General features: G+C 50.5%; 10 protein-coding genes. 8 read left to right on the forward strand and 2 right to left on the reverse strand.

Annotated elements, in window-relative coordinates; translation table 11 throughout:
- Nucleotides 1-73: 73 nt before the first annotated feature.
- Nucleotides 74-1,450, reverse strand: a complete 1,377-nt coding sequence (locus tag ACY0JR_RS00070) for a PhoH family protein (protein ID WP_462631744.1) — start codon at nt 1,448-1,450, stop codon at nt 74-76.
- Nucleotides 1,451-1,609: 159 nt separating this feature from the next.
- Here ACY0JR_RS00070 and ACY0JR_RS00075 point away from each other — a divergent pair, with 159 nt between their 5' ends.
- The 4 genes from ACY0JR_RS00075 (at nt 1,610) to ACY0JR_RS00090 (ending at nt 3,396) form a co-directional block, all read left to right on the forward strand.
- Nucleotides 1,610-2,113 (forward strand): toxin-antitoxin system YwqK family antitoxin, encoded by a 504-nt coding sequence (locus ACY0JR_RS00075; protein WP_462631745.1) that lies wholly within the window; start codon nt 1,610-1,612, stop codon nt 2,111-2,113.
- A 109-nt stretch (nt 2,114-2,222) separates the two neighbouring features.
- Nucleotides 2,223-2,708 (forward strand): toxin-antitoxin system YwqK family antitoxin, encoded by a 486-nt coding sequence (locus ACY0JR_RS00080; RefSeq protein ID WP_462631746.1) that lies wholly within the window; start codon nt 2,223-2,225, stop codon nt 2,706-2,708.
- A 123-nt stretch (nt 2,709-2,831) separates the two neighbouring features.
- The gene (locus tag ACY0JR_RS00085) at nt 2,832-3,062 is read left to right on the forward strand and encodes a hypothetical protein (protein WP_462631747.1); all 231 of its coding nucleotides are present in this window, start codon (nt 2,832-2,834) and stop codon (nt 3,060-3,062) included.
- Nucleotides 3,052-3,396 carry a type II toxin-antitoxin system PemK/MazF family toxin gene (locus ACY0JR_RS00090; RefSeq protein WP_462631748.1) on the forward strand — a complete coding sequence of 115 codons (345 nt, stop codon included), beginning with the start codon at nt 3,052-3,054 and terminating at the stop codon, nt 3,394-3,396. The genes ACY0JR_RS00085 and ACY0JR_RS00090 overlap by 11 nt, the downstream gene beginning before the upstream one ends.
- 103 nt (nt 3,397-3,499) lie before the next feature.
- Here the strand turns inward: ACY0JR_RS00090 and ACY0JR_RS00095 are convergent, their stop codons facing one another.
- Nucleotides 3,500-4,786 carry a citrate synthase gene (locus ACY0JR_RS00095; RefSeq protein ID WP_462631749.1) on the reverse strand — a complete coding sequence of 429 codons (1,287 nt, stop codon included), beginning with the start codon at nt 4,784-4,786 and terminating at the stop codon, nt 3,500-3,502.
- A gap of 547 nt (nt 4,787-5,333) precedes the next feature.
- On the opposite strand from ACY0JR_RS00095, the gene ACY0JR_RS00100 reads away from it, so the two are divergent.
- From ACY0JR_RS00100 to treY, 4 genes are all read left to right on the forward strand, one after another.
- Nucleotides 5,334-6,986 (forward strand): NADP-dependent glyceraldehyde-3-phosphate dehydrogenase, encoded by a 1,653-nt coding sequence (locus ACY0JR_RS00100; RefSeq protein ID WP_462631750.1) that lies wholly within the window; start codon nt 5,334-5,336, stop codon nt 6,984-6,986.
- Between the two features lie 618 nt (nt 6,987-7,604).
- Nucleotides 7,605-9,752 (forward strand): glycogen debranching protein GlgX, encoded by a 2,148-nt coding sequence (gene glgX / locus ACY0JR_RS00105; protein ID WP_462631751.1) that lies wholly within the window; start codon nt 7,605-7,607, stop codon nt 9,750-9,752.
- Nucleotides 9,745-11,583, forward strand: a complete 1,839-nt coding sequence (treZ, locus tag ACY0JR_RS00110; protein ID WP_462631752.1) for a malto-oligosyltrehalose trehalohydrolase — start codon at nt 9,745-9,747, stop codon at nt 11,581-11,583. The genes glgX and treZ overlap by 8 nt, the downstream gene beginning before the upstream one ends.
- A 457-nt stretch (nt 11,584-12,040) precedes the next feature.
- Nucleotides 12,041-16,273, forward strand: a complete 4,233-nt coding sequence (gene treY, locus ACY0JR_RS00115; RefSeq protein WP_462631753.1) for a malto-oligosyltrehalose synthase — start codon at nt 12,041-12,043, stop codon at nt 16,271-16,273.
- Nucleotides 16,274-16,305: the final 32 nt, after the last annotated feature.

Genomic DNA, 16,305 nt, shown 5'->3' on the forward strand with positions numbered 1-16,305 from the left:
CCTGGCCTAAGATGGAAGGCCTTTAAAGCGTTTTAGTATTATCCAACAGCAATCAGCAATAAACAACCAGCAATTAAAGAAGCTGATTTGCCAGGTTGGCCAGTTCTGAGCGTTCGCCGCGTTGTAAGGTCACGTGGGCGTACAGCGGATGGTTTTTTACTTTGTCTATGAGGTAGGAGAGGCCGTTGCTCTGGCTGTCCAGGTAGGGGGTGTCTATCTGGTAAATGTCTCCGGTAAAGATGATTTTGGTGTTTTCGCCCGCACGGGAAATGATGGTTTTAATTTCATGCGGCGTCAGGTTCTGGGCTTCGTCTACAATGAAGATGATGTTAGACAAACTCCGGCCGCGTATGTAAGCCAGCGGCGTGATGACCAGCCGGTCATCTTCCACCATTTCTTTGATGCGGTTGGCTTCTTTGCTGTGCTCGGGGAACTGGTTTTGGATGAACTTGAGGTTGTCCCAAAGTGGCTCCATGTAGGGTCCAATCTTGGAATTCACGTCGCCGGGCAGGAAACCCAGGTCGCGGTTGCTGAGTGGAATAATGGGGCGAGCCAGATAGATCTGACGGTAGGTCTCGCGCTGCTCCAGTGCTCCAGCCAAGGCTAATAATGTTTTACCGGTGCCTGCTACGCCCTGAATGGAAACCAGCTTTATATCGGGGTGCATGATGGCATGAAGCGCGAAGGTCTGCTCGGCGTTACGGGGTTTTATGCCTACGGCATGGGGTTTGTCTACACGTTCCAATATTCTTTCCTGCGGATTATAATACGCTAAGGCAGAAGACTTAGAACTGCGTAAGATAAAGTAATGGTTGTCTGAAGGAGGATTAGGCATGACCTCTTCCACAGGGCATTCGCCTTGATCGTACAGCTTGCTGATAACCGCCTGCGGAATGTCTTCCACCAAATCATTTCCGCGGTACAGGTTGGTCACGTTCTGGATTTTGCCGGTCTCATAATCTTCCGCCGACAAGTTGAGTGCTCTGGCTTTCAGCCGAAGGTTGATGTCTTTGGTGACCAGCGTGACCCTATGGTCGGGCATTTCGTGCTGCAAGGACAAAGTGGCGTTCAAGATTTTGTGGTCGGCTTTGTCTTCGTTGAAAATCTTCTCGGCATCAATGGGTGAACTGGTTCCCATCAAGACCTTGAACCGGCCTTTGTTGGTCCCCTCCAGCGGAATCCAGGTCTGAAGCATGTGCTCCGCCGAAAGATTGTCTATGTACCGGATGAACTCCCGAGCCTCAAAGTTCTTGATGTCATTCCCTTTCTTGAAGTTGTCCAGCTCTTCCAGCACCGTAATGGGAATGGCCACGTCATGCTCCCCGAAGTGCTCCACGGCGCTATGGTCATAGAGAATGACGGACGTGTCCAGGACGAATGCTTTTTTCAATTTCTGCGCCTCGGCTTTCGGCTTGGCGGCACGTTTGCGGGTGGTGGGTGAGGTCTGCACGCGAAAGGGTTTAAGAGTGGAAAAAAGACGTTGCAAAGGAGCGCATCTGTGATACCTAAGATGGTGATTTTTTCGTTTCGAAATTGAAAACAGACTTATTAAATTTCTGTTACCGTTCTTTCTTTTATCCTGTGTCTCACCCTGTTCACTTCAAAGAAAATGGCAACCTTGTACTCACCTTCGCCTAAAAAAGTCTGGTTAACGGTATTGTTGACCTTGGGAATGGTCTTTCTTAGTGAGGCCGCTCCCGCCTGGCCCTGGAACTGGAACCGCTATGATAAAAAACAACTGAAACACGGCCGCTGGCGCACGTTCCATGATGGTGAAGAAAAGGTGGTGCATTACAAAGGCAAATACCGGCACGGGAAAGAAGTGGGACAGTGGAAAACCTTCACCCCAGACGGAAAGCTCTATTTCACAGAGCGCATAAAACGGCGGAACAGGAGCTACCAAACCGTTTACTACCACCCAAACGGCAAAATCTCCCACAAAGGCATGGCTTACATGCGGGATGCCGAAAACGGCGGTGTTCATTTCTACTGGGAGGGCGATTGGGAGTACTTTGACCAGGAGGGAAAATCATTAGGAGTAAAAACCTTTGTGAAAGGCAATCCCACCACCGATATGCCGGTACTGAGCAGTGTGACAAAATCAAAGAAATAGCATTTCACTCGCTCGCCAGAGGCGAGCGAGTGTTTATCCTTACTTTTTCCTGAACTTCCGTTTACCGCTACGTCATAAAGAAGAACTTCTATCCTTAACCCAAAGGCTTGTGCAACACCTAAGAAAAGCAATTCTGGCAGTTTTATTTCTCGTTTGTCTTTCTGTTCCGCTCACCAGCCAAGGGTTTGCCTGGCCTTGGAAATGGAACCAGGTGAACAAAGAAGGTAATAGAGTGGGGAAGTGGCGGGCCTACTATGACCATAAACCCAATCAACTCATGTACACCGGTTGGTTCAGGAACGGCAAAGAACGCGGTACCTGGAAAACGTATGCTGAAAACGGAAAGCTAGAGCGGCTGGAGAAGTACGAGCCCAAACACAAACGCATCAGAACCACTTTTTACCACCCCAACGGGAAAGTATCGCATGAAGGGCTCGCTTATCTCTTTGAGGAAAATAATTTACTTATGTACAAATGGCACGGTGACTGGCAGTATTATGATTCTACCGGTACCTGGCGCGGCTGGAAATCTTTCAACAGGGGCAAGGCTTTATCGGCAGAACCGATTCCTACCAGAAAGTCAACCGCTGATTGAGGAAAGCCATTGTTGAGCTTGCTTTTACCTCTACACTCAAGGCAGTAACTTGCTCATATAAACCAAATTGCTTATTTTTAGTATATACTGGAAGAATATACCGTTGCTTAAAAGCTATAAAAAATGAAGAACCTGTCTTTGAAATTAGAAGATGATATTTTCCAGGAAACGGAGAGTATTCTGGCGCAAGTGAATAAGAACCGCAACAGGTATATAAATGAGGCATTGGGATTCTACAATAAACTACAAAAACGCCGTCTTCTAGCCCATCAACTTGACCAGGAGTCAAAGCTGGTGGCTTCAGACTCTCTTTCGGTGCTTAAAGAGTTTGAAGACCTGGAAGATGAAGGTTAAACAGTTTGAACTCTGGATTGCTGATCTGAACCCAAGAAGAGGAACTGAGACTGGAAAAGTAAGGCCGGTAGTTATTGTGCAGACAGATTTATTGAACAAGTCTCATCCGTCTACCGTCATTTGCCCCATCACCACCAATGTACAGCCAAAGTCCCAGATTTTGCGGGTTCATCTCTCCAAAGGTACTGCCAATGTGAAAGAAGACTGCGACATCATGGTTGACCAAATCAGGACAATTGATAACACCAGGCTCCTGCATAAGATTGGGCAGCTAGATGAAACTACCAGAAGTAAAATCAAAGAAAGCATCAAGATTGTTCTTGATCTGGATTAAGTCCCTATCTGCCCGCTTTTCCTAAAACAAGTCCAAAACGTATTATCTAAAAAGCAGAAGGCCAGACTTTGTAGTCTGGCCTTCTGCTTTTGGGTGGTATGAATTAGCGTTCGTTCACAGGTGTGTAATCACGCACCGTCTCACCGGTGTAAACCTGACGTGGACGACCGATGGGCTCTTTCGCTTCGCGCATTTCTTTCCACTGGGCAATCCAGCCGGGGAGACGACCCAGGGCGAACATTACCGTGAACATCTCGGTTGGGATACCAATGGCGCGGTAGATGATGCCAGAGTAGAAGTCTACGTTCGGGTACAGTTTGCGCTCTACAAAGTAAGGATCAGTCAAGGCGGCCTGCTCCAGTTCCATGGCAATGTTCAGGATAGGGTCATTGATGCCCAGGGCAGTCAGCACCTCGTCGGCAGTTTTCTTGATGATGGTGGCGCGTGGGTCAAAGTTCTTGTACACCCGGTGCCCGAAGCCCATCAGACGGAACGGATCGTTCTTGTCTTTTGCTTTTTCAATGTATTTCTTGGAATCACCGCCGTCGGCTTTGATGGCTTCCAGCATCTCTATTACCGCTTGGTTCGCACCGCCGTGCAGAGGTCCCCACAGGGCACTGATACCCGCAGAAACGGATGAATACAAGCTGGCGTGGGCAGAACCCACCAGACGCACGGTAGAGGTTGAGCAGTTCTGCTCATGGTCGGCGTGCAGGATCAACAGCTTGTTCAGGGCATCTACTACCACTGGATTGATTTCGTACTCCTCGGTAGGGTACGCGAACATCATGTGCAGGAAGTTAGAGCAGTAGTCCAGCTTGTTTTTTGGGTAGTTTACCGGATGCCCCACGGAATTCTTGTAAGACCAGGCCGCAATGGTAGACAGCTTCGCCATCAAGCGAATAATGGAAAGATCCACTTCTTCTTTGGTCTGGTTTGATTTCAGAGACTCTGGGTAGAAAGCCGTCAGGGAGCTAACCAGGGCAGAAAGCATTCCCATGGGGTGCGCCGTGGAAGGGAAACCGTCCAGAATCTTGCGCATGTCTTCGTTTACCAGCGTATGGACTTTGATCTGATTTGCGAAGTGATCTAATTCTTCCTGAGAAGGCAGTTTGCCATAAATCAGCAGGTACGCCACTTCCATGAAAGAAGACTTTTCGGCCAGTTGCTCAATAGGATAGCCCCTGTAGCGAAGTATTCCTTCCTCACCGTCCAGAAACGTGATGGCACTCTCTGTAGCACCCGTGTTTTTGTAACCCGAGTCAAGGGTGATGTAACCAGTTTGCGCGCGTAAAGCATTAATATCAATGGCTTTCTCGTTCTCAGTGCCCGTTACTATCGGAAACTGGTACGATTTGCCCTCAAGAGTTAGTTCAGCAAAATCAGACATATTACTTCTTTAGGTTTGTTTAATTAGGTTGTGACGCCTCGCGGCGAAGTTAGCCAAAAGAGCCTTAAAATGAAAAGTGTTATGCATAACGTACATTGTCTGTAAACCGCTTAATTGCACAGTTGTTGCCTTGCTGTTGCACATGACCTTTTCGCTCCTTTGGTGAGTGCAATTAACCCCGTCTCTTCAAGTGCGTTTGCCGTAATGACTCTTCTTAATTTAGTATACTCTTTTTAAATAAATAATGCGGTCAATATAGAGACAGCATTCGTTTTTCTGCAATAAAACTTTCACATATTTTTTCGCTCTTGCTTCATCTCCGCTGGGTAATGGCAACTTGTAAAAGTTATTGTCTAATTATTAAACAAACAACAGTTAGGGTGTTTTTGGTTGAAATATTTTTATTTAAAGGCCATTTATTTATAATAAGTTTAATTTTAATATTCGATAATAGAAAAATCATTAATCTGTAAACTTTTATTTTGAGGCTATTCGTTTTATCCCTAAGATTGAGTTTTCGCATTGATACTAAACACGTTATCAGTATATGGAAACAACAAACAAAGTGGCGGCTGTGACTCAGGCGCAACTGAGGTCCATCTTCGTCTCTGAAGAGCAGGTTCCAGCCGAATTCTCACTAGGCAGAGAACTGCACCAGCGGGAATATCTCTCCAACGGATTCATGAAGGCTTGGGACGGTGCCTCGCACGAAGTGTATTCACCGGTAGCCTTGGCACAACCAGACGGAACGTACGCCCGCAAGCTTATTGGTACCTACCCGGTGTGTACCGAGAAAGAGGCCTTGGAAGCGTTAGACGCTGCCGTGAACGCCTATGACAACGGCAGAGGCGCCTGGCCCACCATGGGGGTAGACGGCCGCATCAGATGCGTGGAACGCTTCACCCAGAAGATGATCGCCCAGAAAGACACCGTGGTGAAACTCATCATGTGGGAAATAGGCAAATCCTTCGCTGACTCAGTAAAAGAGTTTGACCGTACGGTAGAGTACATCTACGCCACCATTGACGCCCTGAAAAACCTGGATCGGCAAAGTTCCCGTTTCGAGATAGAGCAGGGCATTATTGCGCAGGTGCGCCGCTCGCCACTAGGCGTGGTATTGTGTATGGGTCCTTTCAACTACCCGCTCAATGAGACCTTCACCACGCTCATTCCGGCACTCATTATGGGCAACACCATCCTCTTCAAACCACCCAAGCACGGCACGTTGTTGTTTTACCCCTTGCTGGAAGCATTCCGCGATACGTTCCCCGAGGGAGTAGTAAATACCATCTATGGCCGTGGCCACGCCATTGTGCCTGCTTTGATGAAAAGCGGACAGGTGAACGTACTCACACTCATTGGTTCCAGCAAAGTAGCCGACGAACTGAAAAAGCTGCACCCTAAAGTGAACCGTTTGCGCGCTATTTTAGGACTAGACGCTAAAAACGCCGCCATCATCACCCAAAACGCAGACCTGAAATTGTCTGTAGAGGAGACGGTGCTAGGAGCGCTTTCTTTCAATGGTCAGCGCTGCACAGCTCTCAAGATTATCTTCGTGCACCGCAGCAAAGTAGACGAGTTCCTGGAAAGATTGACCGAAGCCGTGGGCAAACTGAAGTACGGCATGCCTTGGGAAAAAGGCGTGTCCCTGACCCCATTGCCCGAGCCGCACAAACCCGCCTACCTCAAAGAGTGCATTGATGACGCTTTGGCAAACGGTGCCCAAGTGGTAAACCCAGGCGGAGGCACCGCTTTTGAGTCCTTCGTGTATCCGGCTATTCTCTACCCAGTGAATGAGAACATGAAGCTCTACCGCGAGGAGCAGTTCGGCCCTATTATTCCGGTGGTGGCCTATGATGATCTGGAGGAACCTATTCAATATTTGATAGAGTCTACCCACGGGCAGCAGGTGAGTATCTTCAGCCAGGATGCTTCTGAAGTGGCTTCCCTCATTGACCCGCTGGTAAACCAGGTAAGCCGCGTGAATATCAACTGTCAATGCCAGCGCGGCCCAGATGCTTTCCCTTTCACCGGAAGAAAAGACAGCGCCGAAGGTACCCTATCGGTAGTAGATGCGCTGCGCTCGTTCTCCATCCGGTCACTAGTCGCCACAAAGTTCAACGAGAACAACAAGCAACTCCTGAACCAGATTGTGAGCGAAGGACAGTCTAACTTCCTCTCTACCAAGTTCATCTTTTAGGCCTGTTTTTCAGAATAAAGGCCAAAAGCCGCCGCGGTGAAAACTGCGGCGGCTTTTTTGTGTCAATTTAATTCGAAGTACTTATATTAATACTGTCCCTTTTGAAAATCAAAAAAATTCTAAACACATGGTTCGCCTATGGCGCGGATTTACTTCAGTGCCATAGTGTACAAATATTCCACTTTGAATCTTCAATTCACTGAAGTTGCAAACTTCAGGTCATTATAGGTCCAAGTTGAAAACTTGAACCATGTTAGCGAGATAGATTAATCTTCGTGCAAAGAGAATTCCCCTCCTCGGAGGGGCAGGGGTGGGTTCTACTTCAGCAGATAACACCTAAACTCCTTGAAAACTGCTTTTGACCCATTTTCGGGAAACTAGCTGAAAACAGCGGCATTCTGCACAGGGCTTATTTCAAGAACAGCCAGAATACTGTACAATCCTTAACGATTTTACAGCTAAAAGGAAGAAAGAGACTACGTACTTATATCTGAACTTATACATTTTTGAATATTCTTCTCTGTTAGGCATATCCCTAATGCCAGAATTGCGTAGACGGTACGCGAGCAAAAAATTAATACTCAATTTTTCCTGCAACTGTACCAGATACAAAAATCTATGAACATAATTACTTATCCAGGGAAGCCCTTCCCATTGGGTGCCACCTGGGATGGAGAAGGTGTGAACTTCGCCCTCTATGCCCACAATGCCTCTCACGTAGAGCTCTGTTTATATGACACTCCTGAGTCCGAGAAAGAATCGGCAAGGTTTAAAATGGAGGAACGGACCTATGAAGTATGGCATACGTATGTGCCAGACCTGAAACCCGGCCAACTGTACGGTTACCGCGTGTACGGCGAATATGAGCCGGAACAAGGGCATCGGTTTAACCCCAACAAACTCTTGATTGACCCCTACGCTAAAGCCATAGCCGGTACCATTAACTGGCATGAGTCGCTGTTTGGTTACAAGTTTGGGCATGAAGACGAAGACCTGAGTTACAGTGATTTGGATAGTGCGCCCTACATTCCTAAATCTGTAGTGGTAGACCCTAACTTTGATTGGGAAGATGATCAGTCGCCCAAACTGCCCTACCATAAATCCATTATTTATGAGGCGCACGTTAAGGGCTTCACCAAAATGCACCCCGAAATCCCGGAGGAGATCAGGGGCACTTACGCGGCCATTGGGCACCCTGTCACCATTCAGTACCTGTTAGACCTGGGAATAACCGCCATTGAATTACTGCCGGTGCACCATTTCATCACAGACTGGCACTTGCAGGAAAAAGGCCTTACTAATTACTGGGGCTACAACTCCATCGGGTTCTTCGCGCCAGACGTGCGGTATTCCAGCAGCGGGGTGCTGGGCCAGCAGGTTTCGGAGTTCAAGAGCATGGTCAAAGCCTTGCACAAGGCGGGCATTGAAGTCATTCTGGACGTGGTGTACAACCACACCGGCGAAGGCAACGAGAAAGGTCCAACCCTGTCCTTTAAGGGCATTGACAACGCATCGTACTACCGTCTGGTAGAAGAAGACAAGCGCTACTACATGGACTACACCGGCACGGGCAATACGCTCAACGCCAACCTGCCCAGCGTGCTCCGCCTGATCATGGACAGCCTGCGCTACTGGATCACCGAGATGCACGTAGACGGCTTCCGCTTTGATTTGGCCTCTGCGCTGGCGAGGGAACTGCACGGGGTAGACAAGCTGAGTTCTTTCTTTGATATTATCCACCAGGACCCTATCATCTCACAGGTGAAGCTCATTGCCGAACCCTGGGACGTAGGCGAGGGCGGTTACCAGGTAGGAAACTTCCCGCCGGGCTGGACCGAGTGGAACGGCATGTACCGCGATTGTATGCGCGACTTCTGGCGCGGCGAAGAAAGTATGCTGGCGGATTTTGCCAACCGCTTCACCGGTTCCTCAGATTTATATTATGACGATTACCGTCGGCCAACGGCCAGTATCAACTTTATCACTGCTCATGACGGTTTCACCCTGAATGACCTGGTTTCTTACAATGAGAAGCACAACGAGGCCAACGGGGAAGACAGCAAAGACGGCGATGACCACAACCGATCCTGGAACTGCGGGGTAGAAGGCCCCACCGATGACCAATGGGTGAATGACCTTCGTAACCGCCAGAAACGCAATTTCCTAACCACCATGTTCCTGTCTCAGGGTGTGCCCATGCTGGTGGCCGGTGATGAGTTAAGCCGCACCCAGAACGGGAACAACAACGCCTATTGCCAGGACAATGAAATCTCCTGGCTCAACTGGGAAAAGGCCGACACCAGTTTAATGGAGTTCACCAAGAAACTCATCCATTTCCGCAAAAACCACCCGGTGTTCCGCCGCCGCCGCTGGTTCCAGGGAAGATCCATCAAAGGGCAAGGGTTGGAAGACATAGCCTGGTTCCTGCCCAACGGAGAGGAAATGTCTTATGAGCACTGGGAACAGGACCACGCCAAATCACTGGCCATCTACCTGAACGGCCGGGGCGTGCATTCCCGTGGACCTAAAGGCGAAGTGGTATTGGATGATTCTTTTTACGTGATTTTCAACGCCTACCATGATTCTTTGGTGTTTCATGCGCCAAACGAGAAATACGGCAAAGAATGGACCGTGGCGCTGGACACCTTCCGCAACCTGGTGGAACCAGAAGAGCCAACCAAATACAAAGCCGGCGAGTCATTCCTGGTGGAAGGCAGATCAGTATTAGTCTTAAAGAACCCTATTTTTCATAGCCCCAATGAATAAAATAGACGTGACCAAAAGAACTTTGGGCGTTTCCTTCACCAGCAACGGCAAGGCCGAAGTGCTGGTGTGGGCCCCCAAGGCAAAGCAGGTGGAAATAACCCTGAACGAAGGCAACACCATCATACCCCTGAGAAAAGGCGAGTTCGGCTACTGGTATGAAACCACCGACCAACTCTCACCCGGCGATACCTACAAATACCGCCTAGACGAAGACCAGGAATACCCAGACCCGGCTTCCACCTCCCAACCCCAAAGCGTACACGGCCCTTCGCAGGCCCTGGATTTGCAGAAGTTCAACTGGACTGATGATGCCTGGCAGAACGTGCCGCTGGAGGACTACGTGCTTTATGAACTGCACACCGGTACGTTCTCAGAAGACGGCACCTTTGCCGGACTGGAAGAAAAGCTGGACTACTTGAAGGAATTAGGTGTAAACGCCATCGAAATCATGCCGGTAGCGCAGTTCCCCGGAGATCGGAACTGGGGCTATGACGGCGTGTTCCCGTACGCGGTACAGGATTCATACGGTGGGCCGAAAGCCTTGCAGCACTTGGTAGATGTATGTCACCAGAAAGGCTTGGCGGTGGTGCTGGATGTAGTCTACAACCACCTAGGCCCGGAGGGCAATTACTTGGGTGTGTACGGCCATTACTTCACAGACAAGTACAATACTCCGTGGGGTCCGGCCATCAACTTTGATGATGCCTGGTGTGATGGCGTGCGCCGCTATTTCACCGAGAACCTCTTGATGTGGTTCCGTGACTTCCACATTGATGCCGTGCGCATGGATGCCGTACATGCCATCAAAGACTTCAGCCCCAACCATATTCTGCGCGAAATGAAGCAGCACGTGAACGAGCTGATGGAAGCCACCGGACGCACCCACTACATGATTGTGGAACTGGACCTGAACGACACCCGCTTCATTAATCCATTGGAGGAGCAAGGCTTCGGGATGGATGCCCAGTGGGTGGACGAGTTTCACCACGCCCTGCGCGTAACCATGACCGGCGAAAACACCGGCTACTACTCAGATTTCAGCGGTATCGCGCACCTGGCCAAAGCCTATGAAGACGCCTACGTTTATGACGGACAGTTCTCTCCGCACCGGAACAAAACCTTCGGGATTAAAGCTGAGAACAACCCCGGTAAACAGTTCATTGTCTTCACCCAGAACCATGACCAGGTTGGCAACCGCATGCTGGGCGAGCGCCTGGGCGAACTGGTGAGCTTTGAAATGCAGAAACTGGCTGCCGCCGCCGTCATCTTCAGCCCGTACCTGCCTATGCTCTGGATGGGAGAGGAGTACGCAGAACCCAACCGCTTCCAGTACTTCGTGAGCCACACAGACCCTGATTTGGCTGAAGCTGTGCGCAAAGGCCGCAAAGAAGAATTCGCCGCGTTCCATGCCCAGGGTGAGGCGCCAGATCCCATGGCCGAAGAGACGTTTAACAACTCCAAGCTGCAATGGAATTTAATCCAGCAGTACCCACACCAAACGATGTTCCGGTACTACCAGACCCTCCTGCGCCTGCGCCGCGAGTTACCTGCCTTGAAGCACCTGGACCGCAAAACCCTGGAAGTAACTTGTGATGAGGCCAAGAAAACCCTCACCCTCCGCCGCTGGAATGGTGACCAACAAGTAATCTGCCTCATGAACTTCAATGCCGCCCCGCAACCCATGTCCCTGCCCACTGGCGGAAAGAACTGGAACGTGGTACTAGACTCCGCAGCCCCAGAATGGAGCGGTCCTCAAGCTGCTGAAACTAGTGTAAATGGAGGAACAGAGGTGACCTTGCAACCGGAAAGTGTGGTAGTGTACCAGGCGTAGTAACCTGATAGTAGTAACCTGATAATGGAATTTAATACTGTAGAGACAAGGCATGCCTTGTCTCTACAGTTCCTGCCACAATCTACTACCACTCGCGCCAGCAAAGGACTTTATGTTTGCTATATATGCAACCCTTAACATACTTCAAGTTTGAGCGCAGCGGTAACTTGGAGTAGAAATGATAGCCAGTTTGTAACTGGCGAAACACTTTATCAAAATAATGCACCAGGCCAGTTACAAACTGGCATCAAGGGCAGCCACAAGTTACCGCTACGCTCAAACTTGCGGCATTTTTAGATTGACTTAACTACAAGAAAAATATATAACATTTTCTAGGTTGTTTTCCGTAAAAGCTGCCCAAAATAGAAACTCATAGAACCCTCTTTACGTGAGAGGTACCATGGCGAGATTCATTTTCACATCTCCCCATTTCCAAATCTTCAAATCTGAAAAACATATGCATAACCCTGTCGCGACATATCGCTTGCAGTTTCACAAGGAGTTTACTTTTGAGGACTTTGAGCGCATTATTCCATATTTACAGAAACTGGGGGTAAGCACCATTTATGCTTCGCCTATTTTTGAAGCCACGCCGGGCAGTACGCACGGCTATGACGGGGTGAACCCGCACCGCATCAACCCTGAGATTGGGACCGAGGAACAACTGAAAACCTTGGCCAGCGGTTTGAAGGAGAGCGGCGTGAACTGGTTGCAGGACATTGTGCCCAACCACATGGCTTACCACCCGAAGAATCCTTGGTTGATGGATGTGCTGGAGAAAGGGCCGCTAAGCCAATACCGCAAATTCTTTGACATTGGGTGGACCAGCTCTTTGTACAATGGCCGTGTAATGGTGCCGTTTCTGGGTTCTAAATTGGAAGAAGTCATCCAGAACGGCGAGCTGAAAGTGGCGTTTGATGAGGAGCAGCAGCGTTTGGTGCTCAAATACTATGACAGTGCCTATCCACTGAATCCAAAGTCGTATGATGACATCCTACGAGGCGAAGGTGAGTCAAACCAAGCCATTGAGCAGTTGCTGACCAAGCTGGAGGAAGTGCATAACGACGAGGACCCAAAAGGCTTCTCTCTGAAGTGGGATGAGTTCCGGCAGCAGTTGGTTTCGCTCATGAAAGACGAAACGGTAAAGTCTTCCATTGAGAAAAGCTTTGAGGCGTTCAATCAGAATCCGGAGAAGGTGCAGCAACTGACTGAGGAGCAGGTGTACCAACTGTGCCACTGGCAGGAAACAGATTACCAGATAAATTTCCGGAGGTTCTTTACCGTGAACGGGCTCATCTGCCTCAATATCCAAGACCCCGAAGTATTTACCACTTACCATCAATACATCAAGCAACTACAGGACGAAGGCGTGTTCCAGGGCTTGCGCATTGACCACGTAGACGGCCTGTATGACCCCACCGGGTACCTGCAGCAACTGCGTGAACTGGCGGGTGAGGAGACGTACATTGCCGTGGAGAAAATCCTGGAGCCGGGCGAACCCATGCCCAAGCAATGGCCCATCCAAGGCAACACTGGCTACGACTTCCTGTCTTACGTGAACAACCTGTTTACCTACAAACCGGGTGAGGAAGCCTTCAACACGCTGTACCACCAACTGGTAGGCGAAAGGGCCGAGGTGCAGGAGCAGATTCATGAGAAAAAGGCCTATATCCTCAACGAGAACATGGGTGGCGAGCGCGAGAACCTGTACCAGTTCTTTTTGGAGCAACGCCTGGTATACGAGGAAGTGTTGAGCACCGTAGAGCCAGAAACCCTGAAAGCCGCCATTGGCGAGTTCCTGATTCAGTGCCCGGTGTACCGATACTATGGAAACAAGATGCCGCTGGACGGCGAAGAAGCCGAGGCGGTGCAGACGATTTTCAACCGTATTCGGGAAAGTAAACCGGAAATGGCTGGGGTGGTGGAATTGCTGGAACGCGCCATTCTAGGCAATGCGCCGGAAGGAGAGGATGATACCTATCTGGAACGTTCGCAGCGGTTCTACCAGCGTTTGATGCAGTTCAGCGGTCCCTTGATGGCCAAAGGGGTGGAAGACACCATCATGTACACCTACAACCGCTTCATCGGGCACAATGAGGTGGGAGATTCGCCGGAGGCTTTCGGCGTAAGCCCGGAGGAGTTCCACAACATTATGCTGGACCGTCAGGCTAACTGGCCGCTGTCGCTTAACGGAACTTCTACCCATGACACCAAACGTGGCGAAGACGTGCGGGCGCGCCTGAACGTACTCACCGAACTAGGCGAGGAATGGACCACCGCCGTGCAGGAATGGCGCGAAATGAACGCCGACCTGAAGCAGAACAACGCCCCTGATGTAAACGACGAATACCTCATCTACCAGACGTTACTGGGCGCGTACCCGATGCCGGGTCAGGACGAGGATGACTTTGAGAACCGCATTCAGGAGTACCTGCAAAAGGCTTTGCGGGAGGCTAAAGTCAATTCCAACTGGACCACGCCTAACGAAGAATACGAAGCCGCAACCAAAGCCTTCGCGGTGAAACTGCTGGACAAGAGCCGTCCGTTTTGGGCCAGTTATGAGAAATTCAGGGCTAAAACCACCGACTTCGGGATTGTAAATTCCCTGAGTCAGGTGCTCCTGAAGTTCACCGCACCGGGGATACCGGATGTGTACCAAGGCACCGAGCTGTGGGATTTCAGTCTGGTAGACCCAGACAACCGCCGCGCCGTGGACTATGAGAAACGGTACGCCTGGCTCGAAGATCTGGACAGCTATGACCTGAACAAACAGGAAGCCCTGTGGGAAGACCTGTGGGAGAACCGCTATGATGCCCGCATTAAGCTGTGGCTCATCAGGAACCTGTTCACCGAGAGAAAGAACAACGCCGACCTCTTCGCCAAAGGCGAATACCTGCCGCTGGAAGTAGAGGGCGAGTACAAAGACCACGTGCTGGCTTTCTCGCGGAAGCACCTGCAAACCTGGTACGTGGTGGCCGTGCCGTTGCACCTGGCCGCGCTGGCGAAAGCACAAGGCGTGGAAACCATTCAGGAAATTGACTGGAAAGACACCAAAGTCATTATCCCTAAAGAAGCGCCTATGGACTGGCAGGACAGCTTGGTGCGTACCTCGGGCAAATACGCCCATGAACTGCGCATTGAGGACCTGTTCGGGATATTCCCGCTGGCTTTGCTCAAGTTGAGAGCGCAGAATGAGCGTGGCGCGGGTATATTGCTGCACATCACCTCGTTACCTTCTTTATTTGGGATTGGGGACATGGGACCGGAGGCACGTAAGTTTGCCGATTTCCTGCAAGCTAGTAACCAGAAGTACTGGCAGTTACTGCCGCTCAATCCGGTAGAGGCGGGACAGGGCTATTCGCCGTACAGCTCTATCTCCAGCCGTGCGGGTAATCCGTTGCTCATCTCGCCGGTGCTGTTGGCTAGAGAAGGCCTATTGAACGAAGAAGAATTGCCGCAATACCATTTGCCGCAGGCAGGCAGCGTGGACTATGAAGAAGCTAAACGGGTAAAAGACGAGTTGCTGGAAAAGGCCTGGCAGACGTTTAAAGCCGGAGAGTTCGCGACGCTGCAACAGCAGTTTACGGAGTATTGCCTCACAGAGGCGGGCTGGCTGAATGACTTCGCCATGTATGTGGTGTTGAAAGAGCAGCACGAGGGCAGCGCCTGGTTCCAGTGGCCTGATGAGTTCAAGCAACGCCACCCGGAAGGGTTAGAGCGTCTGGTGCGCGAAAATGCCGAGGCGCTGGAGAAAATCAAATGGGTGCAGTTCATCTTCAACAAACAGTGGAAGCGCCTGCGTACCTACTGCAACAACCGCGGCATCCAGATGTTTGGCGATATGCCGTTCTACATCAGCTATGACAGCGTGGACGTGTGGAGCAACCGCGACATTTTTGAGGTAGACGAGTTGGGCAAGATGACGGGCGTGGCGGGCGTACCACCCGATGATTTTTCAGAAGATGGTCAGCTGTGGGGCATGCCGGTGTTTAAGTGGGACGTGCTCAAAGAACAGGATTACGCTTGGTGGATGGGCCGTTTGCGCAAGAACATGGAGCTGTTTGACCTGGTACGGTTAGACCACTTCCGGGCGTTCGCCGATTACTGGGAAGTACCAGCCGGGGAAGAGACCGCCAAGAATGGTGAGTGGAAACTAGGGCCAGGGGCCGATTTTTTCACCTTCGTGGAGAAGGAACTGGGCAGCCTGCCGTTCATTGCCGAGGACTTGGGCGAAATTAACGACCTGGTGTTGAAACTGCGCGATGATTTCAACCTGCCGGGCATGAAGATTCTGCAATTCGCCTGGGGTGATGAGATGCCGCAGAACGCCTACATGCCGCACAACTACGCGCGTAACTTCATCGCCTACACCGGTACCCATGACAACAACACCACGCTGGGTTGGTACCGCAATGAAGGCAAGGAGTACCACCAGCAGATTGAGCACTACGTGGGCCGTGGCCTGAGCGAAGATGATATCTGGTGGGTAATGGCCCGCCTGGCCTATGCCTCGGTGGCTAAAACCGCCATCCTGCCTATGCAAGACGTACTGGGCATTGACGAGCAAGGCCGCATGAACACCCCTGGCAAAGGCGAAGGCAACTGGGGCTGGCGCTTAGTACCCGGTCAAGTATCTAAGCAAACCGAGGAGCAGTTGAGAGATTGGACGAAGATGTATAATAGGGATTAACCCCAAACTGGTGCTAGCTATATAAAAGAAAA

This window comes from Rufibacter sp. JT3400010 (assembly GCF_054956755.1).